The following is a 17,207-nucleotide window of genomic DNA, read 5'->3' on the forward strand; positions in this document are numbered from 1 at the left end:
GCCCGGTCGAATCGACCGTCCTCTGGCACACTGCCTGCCGTGTGAAAAATTCCTCGAGTCAGGTTTGAACTCGTCAATTACAAGGACCCAAGCGATGGCTTCCGAATACGTCGTTCCCGCACCCGATGTGGTGTCGATTCCCGTGGTCGGCCAGGCAGGCCGTTTTCCGGTGCGCCGCATCTATTGCGTCGGTCGCAATTACGAGGATCATGCGAAGGAGATGGGTTTTTCCGGTCGCGAGGCGCCCTTCTTCTTCATGAAACCCGCCGACGCGATCGTGGTCGTCGAGGATGGCGCGACCGGCACCATCGCCTATCCCACGCTGACACGGAACCTGCACCACGAGATCGAACTGGTCGCCGCCATCGGGACGGGTGGCCGCGACATCGCCGCCGCCGACGCCCACAAGCACATCTTCGGCTATGCCGTGGGTCTGGACATGACGCGTCGCGACCTGCAGGCCGACATGAAGAAGCAAGGTCGCCCCTGGGACATCGCCAAGGGTTTCGACCAGAGCGCACCGATCGGTCCGATCGTTCCCACCTCGCAAGCCGGGGACGTGGAGAAGGCGGACATCGCTCTGCAAGTCAATGGAACACCGCGCCAGGCCAGCAATGTGGCCAAGTTGATCTGGACCATCGCCGAGACGATCGAGCACCTCTCGTCGGCCTGGGAATTGCAGCCGGGCGATCTCATCTTCACAGGCACTCCCGAGGGCGTCGCCGCCGTGGTGGCGGGTGACGTCTTGGAAGGAAGCGTCGGCGGACTGCCGGCCTTGAAGATCAAGATCGTTTGATCCATGAGCGTCGCGGAATCCATCGACCCTCCGGTCCGGACGATCAGGCACTGCAGGAACTGCGGTGCTTCCGTGGTCTATCGTGTGCCTGACGACGGTGATACGCGAGAGCGCGCCGTGTGTCCCTCGTGCGGCACGATCCATTACGAGAATCCCCTCAACGTGGTGGGCACGATCCCGGTGTTGGGCGACCGGGTGCTGCTGTGCAAGCGCAACATTGAGCCGCGCCGAGGTAAATGGACCCTGCCGGCCGGATTCATGGAACTCCGCGAGACGACCGCGCAAGGTGCGGCACGAGAAACGGACGAGGAAGCCGGTGCACATTTCGAAATGCAGGGCCTTTTCGCCGTGATGAGCGTCGTGCATGTGGGTCAGGTGCATCTGTTCTACCGCGCCAAGTTGCTCGACGATGTCTTCGACCCAGGTCATGAAACCATCGAAACGCGTTTATTCGCCGAGACGGAAATTCCGTGGGAAGAGATTGCTTTCCGCACCGTCCGCGAAACATTGAGGCTTTACTTCGAGGATCGGCGCCTCGGCAGCTTCGAGCGCGTTCACACGCTCGACATCAGATGACGGACGCACAGGCTTTCATGCGATCCCCCGCCCTGTGTCCGTCCATGATGCGAGTCATGCGAGTCATGCGAGTCATGCGAGTCATGCGAGTCATGCGAGTCATGCGAGCCTTGGGATCGACCGCGGTCGGTCTCGCGGTCTTTGCCTTCGGCAGTGTCGCTTCGGCGGAAACCGTTGGCGACGTGGACACCGCCTTCAAGCTGATCGGCCCCGATCACAAGATCGTGATCGAGGCCTATGACGATCCCAAAGTTAACGGGGTGACGTGTTACGTGTCGCGGGCAAAGACAGGTGGCGTCAGCGGCGCGCTGGGACTGGCCGAAGACAAGGCGGAGGCCTCCATCGCATGTCGACAGGTCGGTCCGATATCCTTCACCGAGCCGCTGAAAAAACGCGATGAAGTCTTCAGCGAGCGTCTCTCGATCATGTTCAAGCGTTTGCGTGTCGTGCGCATGCTCGATGTCAAACGCAACACGCTCGTCTATCTGTACTACTCCGATCGTTTGATTGATGGTTCACCTCAGAACAGCGTGACGGCGGTTCCGGTCGATCGAAGCATGACGATCCCCATTTCCAAATAGTTTTTCCGACAAAAAGGGGTTGCGAGGAAGCCCTTCGATCGTCTCATCGCCAAATCAACCAGCACCTCAATGACGTTGCATCTGACCTTTAACATCGATCGACCTCTGCGACTGCTGACTGTCATCGCATTGACTTCATTGATCGGAGCTTGTGCGACGCCCACGGTGGTCTCGCGAACGACACCCTTGCCTCGTGTGTCCCAGAGCGCGGGTTCTTCTCCCCTCAAAGCTCAGTTCATCAGACCCTCGGCAGGCCCGACGATCACGCGCTACGACAGTGTCAGAAGCAAGGGCATCGACATCGCAGGCCGAGCCGGTGATCCGGTGGTCGCTGCCGCGGACGGGCGCGTGGTGTATGTCGGTGATCAACTGCGCGGATATGGAAAAATGGTCATCATCAAACACGATGAGATCTTCCTGACGGCTTATGCGCACAACCAAGCCATCCTGGTGCAAGAAAATGATGTCGTTGCGCAGAACCAGAAGATCGCCGAAATGGGTGAGTCAGACGCGGAAAGAGTCAAACTTCATTTCGAACTCAGGAAGAACGGCGTGGCAATCGATCCGGAGCCGTACTTGAACGGACGCTTGCGTTAGCAAAAACGGCGCGTTTTTAATCCGAAGTATTACACCAGCCAGTCCGATCTCACGAGCGTGCAACTGGAACCTGGGTTCACCTGCAAGTCCCACCCGTGTTGGGTTTGCAAATCCAGCAAGTCTCGGACTCGTAGCAATGTCGCATCGGCAGCTGGCGCAGAAGCACGTCGGCGGAGTGTCTGCAGACTTGGAATCATCGCTTTGAGCCATGGCCTCGACACTTTCGCCCCTGCATTGAAAAAGAGTTCCAAGGCCAGATCGAACTCTTCCGGTTTCAAGGAAACCGGCGTCCCTCCGACATACACCAGACCCGAATCGACACAGAACCGATAGACACCCCATTCGAGAATCGAATCGGTGGTCTGCATTCCGTGTTTCTTCAAAAAACCGCGTAGCGTGCGGCAGAGCTGAGCGAACGATAAAGAGCCCGGAAGCAGCATGTCTCCCGCACGAAAAGCGGGAATGGCGCCCCCGGCCTGAATGGCGATCGAATGGACGACAGGCAATTCATCGCCCACAGCCCGCCTGATTGTCTCGCCTGTGTCTGACGAATCAGTATCGACCTCGCCGCTCGGGATCGGATGCTCCAACAACATCATCGAGAGTTCTCTCGCTCGCTTTCCGATCTGCAAGAACTCTTCCGCATCCATGAATACGAGCGGCATGCATCCCAGCACACGCAAGGCCCTTCGCCCATACTCTCTGCTACGCGGAGTAAAAGCGATCAATGCAACTCGAGGCCGCGAGTTAGCCTTCGAATGAGTTTTCCGCATCATCAATCCAGATGGATTCCATGCCCATGAACTACTGAATGCTCCTTTTTAATAGGCAAAAATTCACCCATTTGAGATCCAGAACGCAACGAATTATCAATTTCCCTGAGCGTGTTCATTATTATTTTGCCATTTGCCGTCAGAGATCGAATTTTTCGAACTATCAAACCAGTGTTGATCAACAAAGTTTTCAGGGCCTCGATATTTCGTACGACAGCTAGCCGTTTCAAAACCGCATCATCCGACAGCCACCTTGCGATCTGTTGATCTCATTAAGATATGTTCAGATTAAACAACTCGATTGCACGAAGAGTCAGCAGTTTTTGAGAAATAATGCAGAGGCACCCACATCTGTGCGTACTTGGCTATCGCTGCGGTGTGGATTTTGATCTAGCGATGCTCGGCGTCATTCTGACGACAAGCTCCTTGAGCAAAGCTGGCTTGATTGGTTTGTGAGCAACTTCAACATGGCTCAATCCACTGAGCCGCACATTCGCATCCCCGGTTACAACGATCGCCGGGATTGAGAAATCATTGAAATCCTCTCGAACTGCTTGAATAGCATCGGACCCAAACTCGATCGGACTCAAATGATTATCAGCAATGATCAAAGCGGGCTTTCTTTGCGATTTCAACTCCTTCTGCAAGTCACCAATCGATTCTGCGCTTGCGGTGGAATACCCCCAATGTTTTAAAAGCATGACGAGTGCTTCGCGTGCAAAGAAGTCGTCATCGATCACGGCAATGAGAACTTCGCCGGATGGCAGCGCGTTCGAACTTGCGATTTCAGTCTGATCGACTTTCTGAGGGTTCGCAACATGCGGAACACACAGTTCAAACACAGAGCCACTACCCATTACCGAAGAGACCCGAATCTTGAAGCCTTGTGCTATCGCAGCGCGTTGAACAATGGAAAGACCAAGACCGACACTTTCCTTCTCCTCGATTCTGGGGTCGAGCCTCACGTAAGGCTGAAAAATCTCATTCAATCTTTCCGAAGGGATTCCCATTCCCGTATCTCGGACGCCAATCAAAACATGACCACCTTGAACATGGCATTCTATTTCTACGAATCCTATCGTTGTATACTTTATTGCATTAGAAAGCAAGTTGAGAAGCATTCTTCTTAGCAATCCTGCATCTGCCAACACCCATATCTCCTTATTTGCAAGAATATTGAGAGCAAGTCCTTTTCTTCTGGCAACAGGTTCCTGACTTGCCTTCAATTGCATGAGGATTGTAGTCAAACAAACTTCTTCAATTTTCTTTACGGTCTTCTCATGCTCAAGCATGCTCAAGTCCATCAACTCCAAAAGCATCTCCGATATCAGGTTCGATATTTCCCTCATTTTTTCGAAATGCTGACCGATTAGCCTTGTATCGTCATGCTCACTGGCATGCGCGAGGATTAGACCCAAAGCATGAACTGGTTGACGGAGATCATGACTGGTGACCGCCAGCAATTGCAGCCGCGCTCGATCTGCTATCTCAAGCTCCCTGTTCTTCTCCTCGAAAGCCTTTACAAGAACTTCATTCTCAGCCACCAATTCAAAAAGTCGGGATCCCGCTCTATGGTGAATCAAGCTCATGAACAAGTTGATGATCCAAGCCGCACAAAGAAAATATGCGACTGGAATCTCAGAAGCGCTTGCATATAGATACCATACCGCTACGTAAGGAAGCAAGGCAGCGGAAATCAGAATGATAAGTGCGGGTAGAACTGCCGAGACATAAAGGACCGCGCCTGTAGTCACGATCAAAATGAATGCAGTCAAAACCAATTGTCGCGCCGAATTCAGGACCGGCAACGCGATTACTGCAAGACTTCCTAAAATCGCCCCATGGGTAAAGGCAGAAAAAAATACGAATTTTCGCCACTTCTGAATTCGAGACGGAATTTCACGATCCACATCGTCATGGTAAAGCGCTGTTGCAACGGTCCTGATTACGGTGTAAATCAAATATGTGCTTACCCATGCAGCGGTCACCACACGTGAGACACTGGGATAAATAACGACGGTCGCCGACACCGCGAATAGTGCGTAGATTGGAAAGAAGCTACGACCTGCTCCCATAACAGCCGCCAACTCCAAATGCTGAAGCCTAATTCTTCTGATTTGACCATCCTCATCCCCAATTGATTTCCTCATTGGATTTCCCAGAAAATCTTTTTACTCGGCCACACATTCTGACTTGACCTCGAACCGAACACCTATCGGCAAATTCCTAAAAAATAAAAATATATAAATCAGTCTGTCAGTTATATATCAAGAATGCTTCACCAAGAGCATCACACGTCAGAACGATAGCATCGATCTAAAACATGATCTTTCTATTTCAAACAATCGAACAAATCCATGCCCAAAGTTCCAAATATCTTTTTTCGCACAAAAATCACGAAGCCTGACGATTTCGCATTTCTTTTAATCATATGCGGCATGGCAATTTGGGTAGGCATAAGATGCATTTATGACACGAAACCAAAAGATGGATTATCTCTCGCCATAAATATAGGCTTCCTCGTTTCTCTTGCATGGCGAGGATGGAGGATTATAGAAGACAACAAGAATCGAACTCACGAATTCCTCCTATTGCTGACTACTTTAATCTGGACCACATGGACGGCACATCGCGGTCTTGATTTTTTCCTGTGGTGGCTCCCATCGATAGTGCTGACGATATTAATCGCGTCTTCGGAGATCATTTTTCCCATCGTATCGCTCAGCGTCATGCTGGTTTCCGTCGTACTGCTTCTTGCTGAGCATATTAGCGAAGGATTGGAATTTCTCGGATCCACCGTGGTACTCGCAGGAAGCGTAGCAGTTTATAGGCGATTCAAAGATGTAGGCCAAAATGACTTGAACCGACGCATTCGCAACCTGCAAATGGCGCAAAGCGCTGCCGGATTTTGGCACATGGAAATAGGAGAAAATGATCAAGTTGAATATTTAAGTGAACCGTTAACGAAAAACCTGGAAATTCCAGATCCGTCGAGAAGAGTTCATTTCTCCAATATTTTCCATCCTGCGGATCATCTATCAATAGACAGAGCTCGCTTCCATGCGAGTCGCCTGTCTGTAGGACAAATCAGTTCAATGGCTTCATGTGACTGCAGACTGGTACGGAAAACCGGCGGCACCATATGGGTTCACGCTCAATTTGTTCGAGCTAGCGGAGTGGACAACAAGTTGATTGTCACTTTATTGAGCATCGAGGAACGTCTGCAAATAGAAGAACTGCTCAGAGAAAGTCAACGCAAACTCGCCTCTCAAGCAATCGAGATATCGACACAATTCAATTCCGCAAAAAGCGCCCTTCATGCTCGTCAGGAAGTGGAAAGGCTGGCGCAACACGATCTACGCTCTCCTTTAAAAAGCATCGAGTCCGCAGCGGCTTTACTGCGCAAAGGGCGCGTCTTATCCAACACGGAAGAGCATCTTTTGACATCCATAGAGCGCACCGCCGCGAGGGCTCTTTCCATGGTGACGATGTCCTTGGATCTTTATCGAATGGAAGAAGGAACATTTCGATTCGTTCCGGAAACGATCGATCTTGTCGTGATCGGTAGGAATGTAATCGGCGAACTCATCAATCATGCCCGCTCCAAGAACGTTCATCTTGAGTTCAACGCGTCCGTGAACAACTTGAAAGCCACGGGAAACCATCTCCTTACATTTTCTATTGTTGAGAACCTCGTTCGAAATGCTCTGGAAGCGGCCCCGGAAAACAGTACCGTCACGATGGCTATATACCAAGGTGCAAGAGCAGGCTTGTTGATTCACAACGAGGGCGCAGTACACGAGTCCATTCGCGATGAATTTTTCGAGAAATATGCTACTCACGGAAAACGTGGTGGTCTAGGACTCGGTACATATTCTGCGAGATTGATCGCTCGGGCCCAGGGTGGGGATCTGACAATGTCGACCTCAACGGAGAGAGGTACGCTTCTCATGTTGAAACTCAACCGCGCTAGAGTCGAACCCAAAGACGATAGGAGCGATCGCCTGCATGCGAACTCATTTGGTCCATCTTTGCCTGGCAATTTGGTCGACATTGCACTTTCACCAGATTCCGAAGCAAAAGAAACTCCCATCGAACTCTTGGTCGTGGAAGACGATGAATACAACTGGTTGCTATTGTTGAGTTGGTTGCCCCGTCATGTCGGAGCACGTCGCGCGATCAACGGAAGAGATGCCATCGAAGCCCTGACGCTCAGGAGGCCAGACATCGTGGTGATGGATCTCGAAATGCCCATAATGGACGGATTCGAAGCATTGAGTCGGATCCGAGAAATGCAATCTTCGGCCGCAGAAGAAGCCAGCATAATCTATGCCTTCACTGGGTACGATGACATTGAGACCATCGAAAAAGCAAAAAAGGCAGGCTTCGACGGAATTTTGACGAAACCCGTCAGGCAAGAAGACTTCGAAGAAATCCTGAAGATTATTTCTTCCAAGACAGCGACAAGTCTGATGGAGAACAAGTTGTGGATTGAAAAGAGCTTCATTGAAGCCTTTCCGAGTTTTATCGAGTCCAGACGTGCGTTAGTAAGTGAAATTGAACGTTCAGCCGAATCAGGAGATTTCATTGCCGCGAAAAGAGCCGCCCATACACTTGCTGGCAGTCCTGCCATCCATGGTTTCGACGAAGGCATTTCAATCTGCAGGGAAATCTCTGGGGCCAAGGATATTGAAGACATCGCTCTTTTGAAAAGTTCCATCTCTATCTTGAAGAAAATTCTTTCTAATCCAATTGTAAGGTGATGAGATATTTGTCATTTTTCAAGAAAAACGCTAGATCGAAGATTAGGCAAAAATCGTCCATTCATGCAAAGTGAGGAGTTTGAAGATTGCATGCGTATTCACTTCGTAACAAAAGTTTGCAGTCTTCGTTCAGACGGCAAAGCCATGCCTTTGGGGTGAAGCAGTGCTCGACCATGTGAAGTCCGAACAACACCACAGCAAAGTTCTTTACTTCGGCCAACTTGATCGGCTGGAACCCGATTCCACGAGCTTGTACGTCGTACCCAGTCTGCTTCCACACATAGTCCCGATCCACTCAAAGCCGTTCGACCATGTGACCACTGACCGTCTTTATTTAACTGGAGCACATGCGCGTTTTTTCGATTAATGGAGCATCGCATGCGCGGCATAGAAAAAGCCTGGCGTCGACTGCCATGTGTACTTCATTGACCTGGCCGCGCTTGTCGCCTTCACAGTCACTGCAGTGTCCACTCTGGCAACTCGACCCGATATGCGCAGTGCAAGGCCACAGTTCCGGCCTTACCAAGCTGAAGTGAAGCGACGCATCGAGCCGACAGAGACTTTGCTGCTCGACCACCCCTCAAAGTGTGAAGTCATCGAGCAATAATCGCCGAGAAGAACCCGCTCGCACGACTCGTTGCAAGGCATTGGGATTTTCCGAAGCCTGTGTTCGCACTTTCCAACATTCCCCGGTCATGATACGGAGACGATGCGAGAAAATTTAATTTTCCATCTCTGACATTAGTGAATTGCAGCCTTCTCGGCATTTCTTCGAAATGCGGGCATACCCATTCTGATCGATTGCAGATTCAGTGAGTTGGCCCCGTAAATGGCAAGACACGGTTTGTCGCCTGTCTTTCAGGGTAGGAGCAGGACTGTGAACACGACCAGGAATACGGACACCACCGTCAAGGTGATCATGAGAGACCAGCGTCGCAGGCGCTGGTCTCTTGCGGAGAAGGCCGCGCTGGTTCGACGCAGCTACGAGCCAGGCATGAGCGTGTCGCTCATCGCTCGTCAAGGGCGGCTTGACGGTGGCCGGCGAACGCATCGTGATCGCCGGCAGCGGCCCGCTGCTGCTCGCCATCGCCACCCGGACCGAGATCGCCATGCTCCAGGGTGTGCTGGGCAAGACGACCTTGAAGAACGAGATCTTCAAGGAAGCCGTGGCGTACGACACCGCAAGAAAGTGGATTGCGCACTCACCCTTGCTGGGCAGGGACGGCCTATGAAGGTCGTCTGCGAGACCCTGGGGTTGGCGCGCTCGAACGTTCGGCGACTGCGTGCTCGCAGCGACGATTGGATCGACGCCCGGACCTGCCGTACTGCACAGGTCGATAACGCCCTGCTGCTCGACAAGATCGGGGTCCAGGTCACCGACCTGCCGATCTATGGCTACCGCCGTACCTGCGCGCTGGTGAACCGCCAGCGAGCCGATGCTGGCGTGCCGCGAGTCAACGCCAAGAGCGTCGACCGCGTGATGGCCAGCCATGCGCTGTTGCCGCCCGAGGCACTACAACGACGCCAGTCCAGTCGGCCTCACGAAGGCAAGGCTACAGTCCCCGAAGCGACATGCGGTGGTGCTGGACGGTTTCGAGATCAAGCGCGACTCGAATCAAACCGTGAGGGCGACCAACATGCAAAGACTGCTGCGATCGGGAAATCCTGATTTATCGGGCCTGGGAAGGCGAGGCCTGCCGGGCGAGTCCGAGCGCGAGATGTTCAGCGTGGCGGTGGAAAAGCGCTTCGGCGACGTAGAAGGCATTTCAGAGACTCACGCCTTGGAGCTGGTCTCGGACAACGGCGACACCCCCATTGCCCCCAAGACGCGGCAGATCGCCAGGCGTTGGGCCGGTCGCCGGTCAATACACCCGTGTGCAGTCCGCAAAGCAACCGGATGGCCGAGAACTTCGTCAATACGCTCAGGCGCGACCACGTCGGCCACATGGACCTGACCGATGCAAGGACGGTGATGGCGCAGATGGCTGCGGCCTTCGAGCACTTCAACGAAATCCACCCACTCTCGGCGCTGAGGATGAGATCACCCAGGGAGTTCGGACGTCATCGTGCTGCCCAACAGCGCCTCGCTCAGTTCGAGTGGACGTCACATCGCGAACAGACCGCGCCCCGAAATACGGGGCAAGATCATTAATAACATGTCGTCAACAACCCAAAAGTTCTTTTATTTACGTACGCTTTCTTTTTCATGAACACCCTCACCTCGACAAGCGAAATTCTAATTATTCAGATCAGTACCGCATAGAAAATCACATCACGATCGCAAGAATGATTTCAATTTCAGTTTCAAAAACCTATTCTGGAATATCTTCCATAGTTCACCCTAGATTCGAATCAGCTTGACAAGATCGCCATGAAATGAATCCATTTTGAAAATTTTTTCAGTCTCACAGCAAGCTAAAAATGGCAAAGTTTTTACCTAAATAATTTGACAATTTTAAACTTCGATCCAATTTATCAAAAAGTAACCAAAATATTCAAAAATACCTTAATGTAAGATTCGGATACACTTCTGATACAAAAAGACGTGCCATGTCAAGAGCTTTGTTACTAAAAATCACAACAATTCTATGTAGAGTTGGTGTTGCTGTTAATAAATGTTCAGTTTTTCATATTTCCGCTTCGCCTGATGAGTGAAAGAATCGTGAACATCCCATTCTGATGCCATCGGTCGGCATCGATGTTTACCCGTCATTTGTTTCAATAGACTGAAATCTCATGCGCATAGCACTTCTTGACGATGACGATGCACAGATCGCACAACTGATAGGTGCATTGAAAGCGCCATTCGTGGCGGCCGAGAGTGAAACGATCTGCAGTACGTTCTCCAGTGGAGAGTCTCTGCGCCGATCGTTGAGAACCGAAACCTTTGACGTGCTGGTACTCGATTGGATGATGCCTGACCTGGACGGATTCGACTTGCTGCACTGGCTTAGAACCGAGCGAAACGACAATACCCCCGTCATCATGTTGAGCGCGCGTGCCGCAGAGCGCGATGTCGCCGCAGCATTGACTCTCGGTGCAGATGACTATATTTTCAAACCCTTCAGGCCTTTGGAACTTAGAGCAAGAGTTGCACGTCTTTTCGAAAGGACGTTGAAGAGTCGGGTGGGCTCAGGCTCACGATTTGGTCGCTGGAATTTCGACAGCGCTACCAACATAGTCAAATATCGTTCGGAAGACGGCGAAAAAATCGACGAAGTTCGACTGACTGAGAAAGAATTTAAATTCGCTCTTACTTTATTTCGAAATCTCGATCGACCGGTATCCAGAGGACACCTTCTGGCTTCTGCAGGATACAGCAGCGAATCGATAACCCGCTCGCTCGACATTCACATCTACAGACTGCGCAACAAGCTCCAACTTGAAGGGACGCGAGACGTCCATTTGAGAACGGTCTACGGCCAAGGTTACCGACTGCAACGAAGCACGGCGTCGACGACGATTTCGACTTCCGACTGATAAACCCTCATCGCTCGAGGTCGACCCGGCACTTTCATGCTGTGAGTGCAGTTCAATGGCACCTTCGATATCTAAGGTTTTAAAAATTTCGTAAAGCCTTATCGAATCGAGAGCATCACATCATACTGTTAAGATTTGACGGACTACCCATCATGGGAACAGATAATTGGGATGCGGCTTTGGTGATGAGGGCCAATGAGTTGCTCGTCGAAATCCGTCGTTACCATGTAGATGCCGAGGCGACTCGACTGCAACTGGCGTCTGCAGCTGCATCCATGACACGCAAGCTCGATGAGCTTCCGGCGACGGTACGGCTAGTCGTTGAAGACGCGCTACTTCAAGATGCGTCGATTGCTGAACGTCCCGTGCTGGTACAGCGACTCGACCGATCCAGCCGGATGCTCGATGAACTTGCAAAGCAATTCAACAATTCAGGACTGTCGTTTCTGTCGCAATCACGGCGAATTTCGATGGCACTCACTTTTACAGCCATCGTCGTCGGCATATCTGCAGCCTTCTGGACGACCGTCAATGGCGCAAGAACGCTCAAGTTGACGACGGAGATACTGGAACTGCAAAGAACGATCGACCAACTTCAAGGTGCTGGCAACCAAACACCCATCAAGACATGCTTTGACTCATTGTCTCGGCCTCGATTGTGTGTCCGTATCGACGAGGACGCTGGCAAACCCAAAGATTCCTATTATTTCGTTCGTCGGTAATCATGCAAGATCAGTCTCACTGCATCGGCAAACAATCGGTGCCTGACGCAAATTCAAAGATCCGGATCATCGCAACCAGAAAAAATTTCGACTGAGGCAGCGATTTACTCGGAATTTTTCGAAGTCATTTGTTCAAGCGCTGCTCGTTTCTCACTCTGCACAGGGCGGCACATTTAAACGACCTCAACCATCGAGGCTCGTTCTTGAAACACAGCCGCCAGCACATTCCGTTAGGCAGAAAAACCTTATGAGGTGGCAAAGACAAAGACGAAAGCGCTCGGCGAACGCGATGCTGCCAATGAATTTCCATAAAGCGAGACTTGCCGATCCCACATATCGGTTCAAGCAGAGCCAGCTGGAGATCGATCTGTCGCTCGAAGTGGATACGTCGCTTACCGATCCCGTGACCATGGCATACGCCCGGTCCATGGCATCGCGGAGGAATCCGAGTCGTTCGATGCTCTCAAGATCGTGTCGCACGGTACTTGCCGGACGACCTTTTGGTGCAGCGCATCATGGTACTTCGCGCTGCAACCGTCCTGGCTGAATCGACATTTCGGGTCTTTGGCACGAGTCGGCGACCATTCATCGAATGGATGACCCGAAAGGATCCCGCTTGAAGCTTGCGTCAGAGAGGCCGGCAGAGTCCTGATTTGCCAGCAGGCAGTGCGCGATCGAAGCCAAGGTGGCTGCAATCATGGAAAGAGCGAGCTTCCGGACACAAGCTCGATCACTGCATGGCCAGGACCGCCTCTTCGAACGACTCAAAAAATAGAAAAGCCCGCACTTTCAGAAGTGCGGGCTTTCCATTCTCAAGCAGTTTCGAATCGCTCGGATGCTTTCAGATCGAAACGATCAGCGGACAGGCTTGAAGGGCCGCTTCTGAGCGTCGCGCGGAACAAAGACCTTGCCGCCACCTGCAGGACCATTGCCAGCCATGCCACCACGTCCCGATCCCGCGAGCCCCATGTCACTGCCGCGTCCGGCCACACCACTGCGCTGACCACCCATGCTTTCGCTCGGACCCGACCGACCACGACCACCGTAGCTGATCTCGTCGCGTTGGCCGAAAGCGGCATTCTGATTGCTGCCGCGTGGGCCGCGATTCACGACGACCGGTGCCGTACCGCGAGGACCGCGGTCGTTGAATCCACTGGCCCCGACATAGTTGCCGCTCGAACTGCCGAAGCCGCTGTTGCCACGATGAGCACCACCGCCAGCCCCACCGAACTTGCGATCGCGCGAATGGCCGTCGCGCCCGCGGCCGCCGAAATCACCTTGCGGACGCGACTGCTGAATGCGCTGCTGCGGCTCCAAACCAGGAATGGTTTCGGCTTTGAACTGCTGATGGCTGTAGCCTTCGATATCGAAGATCTTCCGACGGTCGCGGAATTCAGCGAACGTCACGGCGATGCCGTCGCGACCGGCACGACCGGTGCGGCCGATGCGGTGCGTGTAATCCTCAGCCTTCATCGGCAGACCGAAGTTAAAGACGTGCGTGATCGTCGGCACGTCGATGCCGCGTGCGGCCACGTCGGTCGCCACCAGAATCTGGACTTGGCCTTGCCGCAGCGCCATCAGGCGGCGATTGCGCAGACCCTGGCTCAGTGCGCCGTGCAGAGCCACGGCACTGAAGCCTTCCTGCTGCAGGTCATTGGCCAATCCGTCGCATTCCACCTGGGTGCTGGCGAACACGATGGCTTGGTTGATCGTGGTATCGCGCAGCCAGTGATCGAGCAGTTTGCGCTTGTGCGTGACGTTGTCGGCCCAGAAGAGCACCTGCTTGATGTTGGCGTGCTTTTCCTGCGGCGAATCGATCTGCACTTTCTGCGGCTGCCGCATGACACGGGTGGCGAGTTGCTGGATGCGCGGTGCGAAGGTCGCGCTGAACATCATCGTCTGCCGACGCTCGATCGTGAGTTGGTTGACTTCGGCGAGATCGTCGGAAAAACCCAGATCCAGCATGCGGTCGGCTTCATCGACAACCAGGAATTGCACTTGGTCGAGCTTGATCTGCATCGAACGCTGCAGGTCGAGCAAGCGACCCGGCGTGGCAACGACGAGGTTGGCGTTCTGCAGCTTCGCGATCTGAAGCTGGTAAGGCATGCCGCCGACCACGCTGGCCACACGCAGGCCGCGGCAATGGCGAACCAAATCGATGGCATCGTGCGCGACCTGTTGAGCGAGTTCCCGGGTGGGGCACAGGATCAAGGCGCCCGGCGTGGCAGCCTTGAAATTGCGCGAATTGGTCGGATCCTTGCGTTTGGCCTTCTTGGGCAATGCCTCGCCACGCTCGGCGGCTTCTGCGGCCAGACGCTGAAACTCGGCCTTCGCAGCGGCTTCGGCCTCCGCTTCCTGCTTGAGCAGGGTATGCAGGACAGGCAGCAGGAAGGCGGCGGTCTTGCCGCTGCCGGTCTGGCTCGACACCATCAGGTCGACCAAGCGCGCATCGCCTTCGTCGGAATGGGTCAATGCCAACGGGATGACCTTGGCTTGCACGGTGGTCGGCTCGTCGTAGCCCAAGTCGGCCACGGCGGCGACCAGTTCGGCAGCCAGTCCCAGACGGACGAAACCGTTGGGGCCCTTCGGTGCCGCGTCGACCGCGACATCGGTGGTCATGGCAGCATCGCCGTCGGAAAGGGCAGGAACCAGGAAGTCCTGGTCGTGGGCGGCTTCAGGCACGGCGTTGAAGTCGTCGGATTGCACAGGCGCGAATTCGCCCTGCGCTTGATAAGCGTCGGTCATGATTCAATCTCATACGCGAGCGCTGCCGTAGGCGGCGCTCCGTCGGGTGGTGAAAAACATCAACCATCCAACGACATTCAGCAAAGCGATGAGGCCGACCGGGCGGGTCCGGCAAGCTGCTTCGGCTGCGGCCCGTTCGATCGGGCGCGTGTGCAAGATAGGGAGATGCAAGAAACGCTGCGACTGTGCAGCGGAGCCTCTGATTATGACACAGTCTTGGGGTTTTACCTAATCCTCAAGGCGCAGGAACGTCGATCTGTAATGCGCGAGTTCCTCGATGGACTCATGCACGTCGGCGAGCGCCGTATGGGCCTGCTGCTTCTTGAAGGCGGCGTAGGCGGCGGGCTTCCACCGCTTGGCCAGTTCCTTTAGCGTGCTGACGTCGAGATTGCGATAGTGAAAGTACGCTTCCAGACGGGGCATGTACTTGACCAGGAATCGCCGGTCCTGACCGATGGTGTTGCCGCACATCGGCGAGCCCTGCTTGGGAATGTAGCGTGCGATGAAGTCCAGCAGCTGTTGTTCCGCTGTCGCCTCGTCGATGGTCGAGGCCTTGACCTTGTCGATCAGGCCGCTTCTTCCATGCGTGCCCTTGTTCCAGTTGTCCATGGCATCGAGCACGGCATCGCTTTGATGGATGGCGATGACCGGGCCGTCGATGCGCGGTGTCAGGTCCGGGCCGGTGATGACCACCGCGATCTCGATCAGACGCTCTCTGTCGGGATCGAGACCGGTCATTTCGCAGTCGAGCCAGACCAGGTTCTGGTCGCTCTTCTTCAATGCAGGCGTCGGCGCGGTCGGTGTGGGGTCGAGGGATTCAGGCATCGGACGATTGTCGTCGATGCCCTTGCCCGCCTTCCGGCACCGGGACGCAGGACTAAACTCGACCACCCATGCCCGATCCTCTCATCCTCACCTATGCCTTCGCGACAGCCCTGACGATCGGCTTGGTCACGAAGTTCTGGCTCGCCTCGCGCCAGATCCGGCATGTGGCGCGACATCGCGATGCCGTGCCGGCCGCGTTCGCCACCACCATGACACTGGCCGCCCACCAGAAGGCCGCCGACTACACCGTGGCGAAAGTGCGATTCGGTCTGGCGGAAACGGCATGGTCGGCGGCGGTGGTGCTGGCCTGGACGCTGCTGGGCGGTCTCGACCTGCTCAACAAGGTGCTGCTCGACGTCCTCGGCGGCGGCGTGGCACGTCAACTGGCATTGCTGGCCGCCTTCGCCGCGATCGGAGGACTGTTGGAATTGCCGTTCACGCTGTGGCAGACCTTCCGGCTGGAGCAACGCTTCGGCTTCAACAAGATGACGTGGCGCCTGTGGTTGGCCGACGCAGCCAAGGGCTTGGTGGTCGGCGTGCTCGTGGGCCTGCCCATCGCCGCGCTCATCCTGTGGATCATGGGCACCGCCGGGTCGATGTGGTGGCTGTGGGCCTGGGGCACATGGATGGCTTTCAACCTCTTGTTGATGTTGATCTACCCCGCATTCATCGCCCCGCTCTTCAACAAGTTCGCACCGCTCGACGACGCCGGCCTGAAGGCCCGGGTGACGGCGCTGATGCAGCGCTGCGGCTTCGCCGCCAAGGGCCTGTTCGTGATGGACGGCAGCCGCCGCAGCGCCCATGCCAACGCCTATTTCACGGGCTTCGGCGCCAGCAAGCGCGTGGTGTTCTACGACACCCTGCTGCGCCAGCTCAGCGCCGGGGAAGTGGAAGCGGTGCTGGCCCACGAGCTGGGCCACTTCAAGCATCGCCACATCGTCAAGCGCATGGCGATGCTGTTCGCCGCGAGCTTCGCGGGCTTCGCGCTCCTGGGCTGGCTCTCGGGTCGATCCTGGTTCTACGCCGGTCTGGGCGTTCAGCCCATCCTCGGTGCATCCAACGACGCCGTGGCGCTGCTGTTGTTCATGATCGCGGTGCCGGTGTTCGGATTCTTCATCGCGCCGTTGTCGGCACGGCTGTCGCGCCGCGACGAGTTCGAGGCCGATGCCTACGCCATCGCGCAGACCAACGGTACCGACCTGTCGACGGCGCTGCTCAAGCTCTACCAGGACAACGCCTCGACGCTCACGCCCGATCCGGTGTTCGTCAAGTTCTACTACTCGCACCCGCCGGCGTCGGAGCGACTCGCGCGGATGAATGCCACGACGGCCGTCGCGGCCTGAAAGGAC

General features: G+C 54.6%; 12 protein-coding genes and 1 pseudogene. 9 read left to right on the top strand and 4 right to left on the bottom strand.

Going from position 1 to position 17,207, the window contains the following annotated elements; genetic code table 11:
- Nucleotides 1–94 precede the first annotated feature (94 nt).
- The 4 genes from ABID77_RS06815 to ABID77_RS06830 all read left to right on the top strand — a co-directional run bounded on the left by ABID77_RS06815 (nucleotide 95) and on the right by ABID77_RS06830 (nucleotide 2,550).
- On the top strand, nucleotides 95–796 hold the full coding sequence (locus tag ABID77_RS06815) for a fumarylacetoacetate hydrolase family protein (RefSeq protein ID WP_429592677.1): 702 nt from the start codon (nucleotides 95–97) through the stop codon (nucleotides 794–796).
- Nucleotides 797–799: 3 nt separating this feature from the next.
- Nucleotides 800–1,372: an NUDIX hydrolase gene (locus ABID77_RS06820; RefSeq protein ID WP_429592680.1), complete on the top strand. Its 573-nt coding sequence runs from the start codon at nucleotides 800–802 to the stop codon at nucleotides 1,370–1,372.
- 101 nt (nucleotides 1,373–1,473) lie between these two features.
- Complete coding sequence (locus ABID77_RS06825; protein ID WP_429593338.1) at nucleotides 1,474–1,953, top strand: CreA family protein; 480 nt, start codon at nucleotides 1,474–1,476, stop codon at nucleotides 1,951–1,953.
- A 69-nt stretch (nucleotides 1,954–2,022) separates the two neighbouring features.
- Complete coding sequence (locus tag ABID77_RS06830) at nucleotides 2,023–2,550, top strand: murein hydrolase activator EnvC family protein (RefSeq protein ID WP_429592683.1); 528 nt, start codon at nucleotides 2,023–2,025, stop codon at nucleotides 2,548–2,550.
- Nucleotides 2,551–2,579: 29 nt separating this feature from the next.
- Here ABID77_RS06830 and ABID77_RS06835 read toward each other — a convergent pair whose 3' ends face one another.
- Together ABID77_RS06835 and ABID77_RS06840 are read right to left on the bottom strand one after the other, a co-directional pair.
- The gene (locus ABID77_RS06835; protein WP_429592686.1) at nucleotides 2,580–3,215 is read right to left on the bottom strand and encodes a hypothetical protein; all 636 of its coding nucleotides are present in this window, start codon (nucleotides 3,213–3,215) and stop codon (nucleotides 2,580–2,582) included.
- A 473-nt stretch (nucleotides 3,216–3,688) separates the two neighbouring features.
- On the bottom strand, nucleotides 3,689–5,473 hold the full coding sequence (locus ABID77_RS06840; RefSeq protein ID WP_429592688.1) for an ATP-binding response regulator: 1,785 nt from the start codon (nucleotides 5,471–5,473) through the stop codon (nucleotides 3,689–3,691).
- A 207-nt stretch (nucleotides 5,474–5,680) separates the two neighbouring features.
- On the opposite strand from ABID77_RS06840, the gene ABID77_RS06845 reads away from it, so the two are divergent.
- The 4 genes and pseudogenes from ABID77_RS06845 to ABID77_RS06860 all read left to right on the top strand — a co-directional run bounded on the left by ABID77_RS06845 (nucleotide 5,681) and on the right by ABID77_RS06860 (nucleotide 12,288).
- Entirely contained in the window at nucleotides 5,681–8,086 is a 2,406-nt protein-coding gene (locus ABID77_RS06845; protein WP_429592691.1) for an ATP-binding response regulator, read from the top strand.
- Nucleotides 8,087–8,915: 829 nt separating this feature from the next.
- A pseudogene (locus ABID77_RS06850) lies at nucleotides 8,916–10,238 on the top strand (integrase core domain-containing protein).
- A 584-nt stretch (nucleotides 10,239–10,822) separates the two neighbouring features.
- Nucleotides 10,823–11,566 (top strand): response regulator transcription factor, encoded by a 744-nt coding sequence (locus tag ABID77_RS06855; protein WP_429592693.1) that lies wholly within the window; start codon nucleotides 10,823–10,825, stop codon nucleotides 11,564–11,566.
- A gap of 152 nt (nucleotides 11,567–11,718) precedes the next feature.
- Entirely contained in the window at nucleotides 11,719–12,288 is a 570-nt protein-coding gene (locus ABID77_RS06860; protein ID WP_429592696.1) for a hypothetical protein, read from the top strand.
- A gap of 855 nt (nucleotides 12,289–13,143) precedes the next feature.
- Here ABID77_RS06860 and ABID77_RS06865 read toward each other — a convergent pair.
- Together ABID77_RS06865 and orn are read right to left on the bottom strand one after the other, a co-directional pair.
- Entirely contained in the window at nucleotides 13,144–15,033 is a 1,890-nt protein-coding gene (locus ABID77_RS06865; protein WP_429592699.1) for a DEAD/DEAH box helicase, read from the bottom strand.
- Nucleotides 15,034–15,261: 228 nt separating this feature from the next.
- Nucleotides 15,262–15,858: an oligoribonuclease gene (gene orn / locus ABID77_RS06870; RefSeq protein ID WP_429592702.1), complete on the bottom strand. Its 597-nt coding sequence runs from the start codon at nucleotides 15,856–15,858 to the stop codon at nucleotides 15,262–15,264.
- A 68-nt stretch (nucleotides 15,859–15,926) separates the two neighbouring features.
- Between orn and ABID77_RS06875 the strand changes: the two genes are divergently transcribed.
- Nucleotides 15,927–17,201, top strand: coding sequence for a M48 family metallopeptidase (locus ABID77_RS06875; protein ID WP_429592705.1), 1,275 nt, complete (start codon nucleotides 15,927–15,929; stop codon nucleotides 17,199–17,201).
- Nucleotides 17,202–17,207: the final 6 nt, after the last annotated feature.

This window comes from Variovorax sp. PvP013 (genome assembly GCF_050435945.1).
Taxonomy (GTDB): domain Bacteria; phylum Pseudomonadota; class Gammaproteobacteria; order Burkholderiales; family Burkholderiaceae_C; genus Variovorax.

Excerpts from the sequence above, each read along its gene's own strand:
- ABID77_RS06830 (WP_429592683.1), top strand. The coding sequence starts at position 2,023 with ATGACGTTGCATCTGACCTTTAACATCGATCGACCTCTGCGACTGCTG.
- ABID77_RS06820 (WP_429592680.1), top strand. The coding sequence starts at position 800 with ATGAGCGTCGCGGAATCCATCGACCCTCCGGTCCGGACGATCAGGCAC.
- ABID77_RS06875 (WP_429592705.1), top strand. The coding sequence starts at position 15,927 with ATGCCCGATCCTCTCATCCTCACCTATGCCTTCGCGACAGCCCTGACG.
- ABID77_RS06845 (WP_429592691.1), top strand. The coding sequence starts at position 5,681 with ATGCCCAAAGTTCCAAATATCTTTTTTCGCACAAAAATCACGAAGCCT.
- ABID77_RS06855 (WP_429592693.1), top strand. The coding sequence starts at position 10,823 with ATGCGCATAGCACTTCTTGACGATGACGATGCACAGATCGCACAACTG.
- ABID77_RS06840 (WP_429592688.1), bottom strand. The coding sequence starts at position 5,473 with ATGAGGAAATCAATTGGGGATGAGGATGGTCAAATCAGAAGAATTAGG.
- ABID77_RS06815 (WP_429592677.1), top strand. The coding sequence starts at position 95 with ATGGCTTCCGAATACGTCGTTCCCGCACCCGATGTGGTGTCGATTCCC.
- ABID77_RS06835 (WP_429592686.1), bottom strand. The coding sequence starts at position 3,215 with ATGCCGCTCGTATTCATGGATGCGGAAGAGTTCTTGCAGATCGGAAAG.
- ABID77_RS06865 (WP_429592699.1), bottom strand. The coding sequence starts at position 15,033 with ATGACCGACGCTTATCAAGCGCAGGGCGAATTCGCGCCTGTGCAATCC.
- ABID77_RS06860 (WP_429592696.1), top strand. The coding sequence starts at position 11,719 with ATGGGAACAGATAATTGGGATGCGGCTTTGGTGATGAGGGCCAATGAG.
- ABID77_RS06825 (WP_429593338.1), top strand. The coding sequence starts at position 1,474 with ATGCGAGCCTTGGGATCGACCGCGGTCGGTCTCGCGGTCTTTGCCTTC.
- orn (WP_429592702.1), bottom strand. The coding sequence starts at position 15,858 with ATGCCTGAATCCCTCGACCCCACACCGACCGCGCCGACGCCTGCATTG.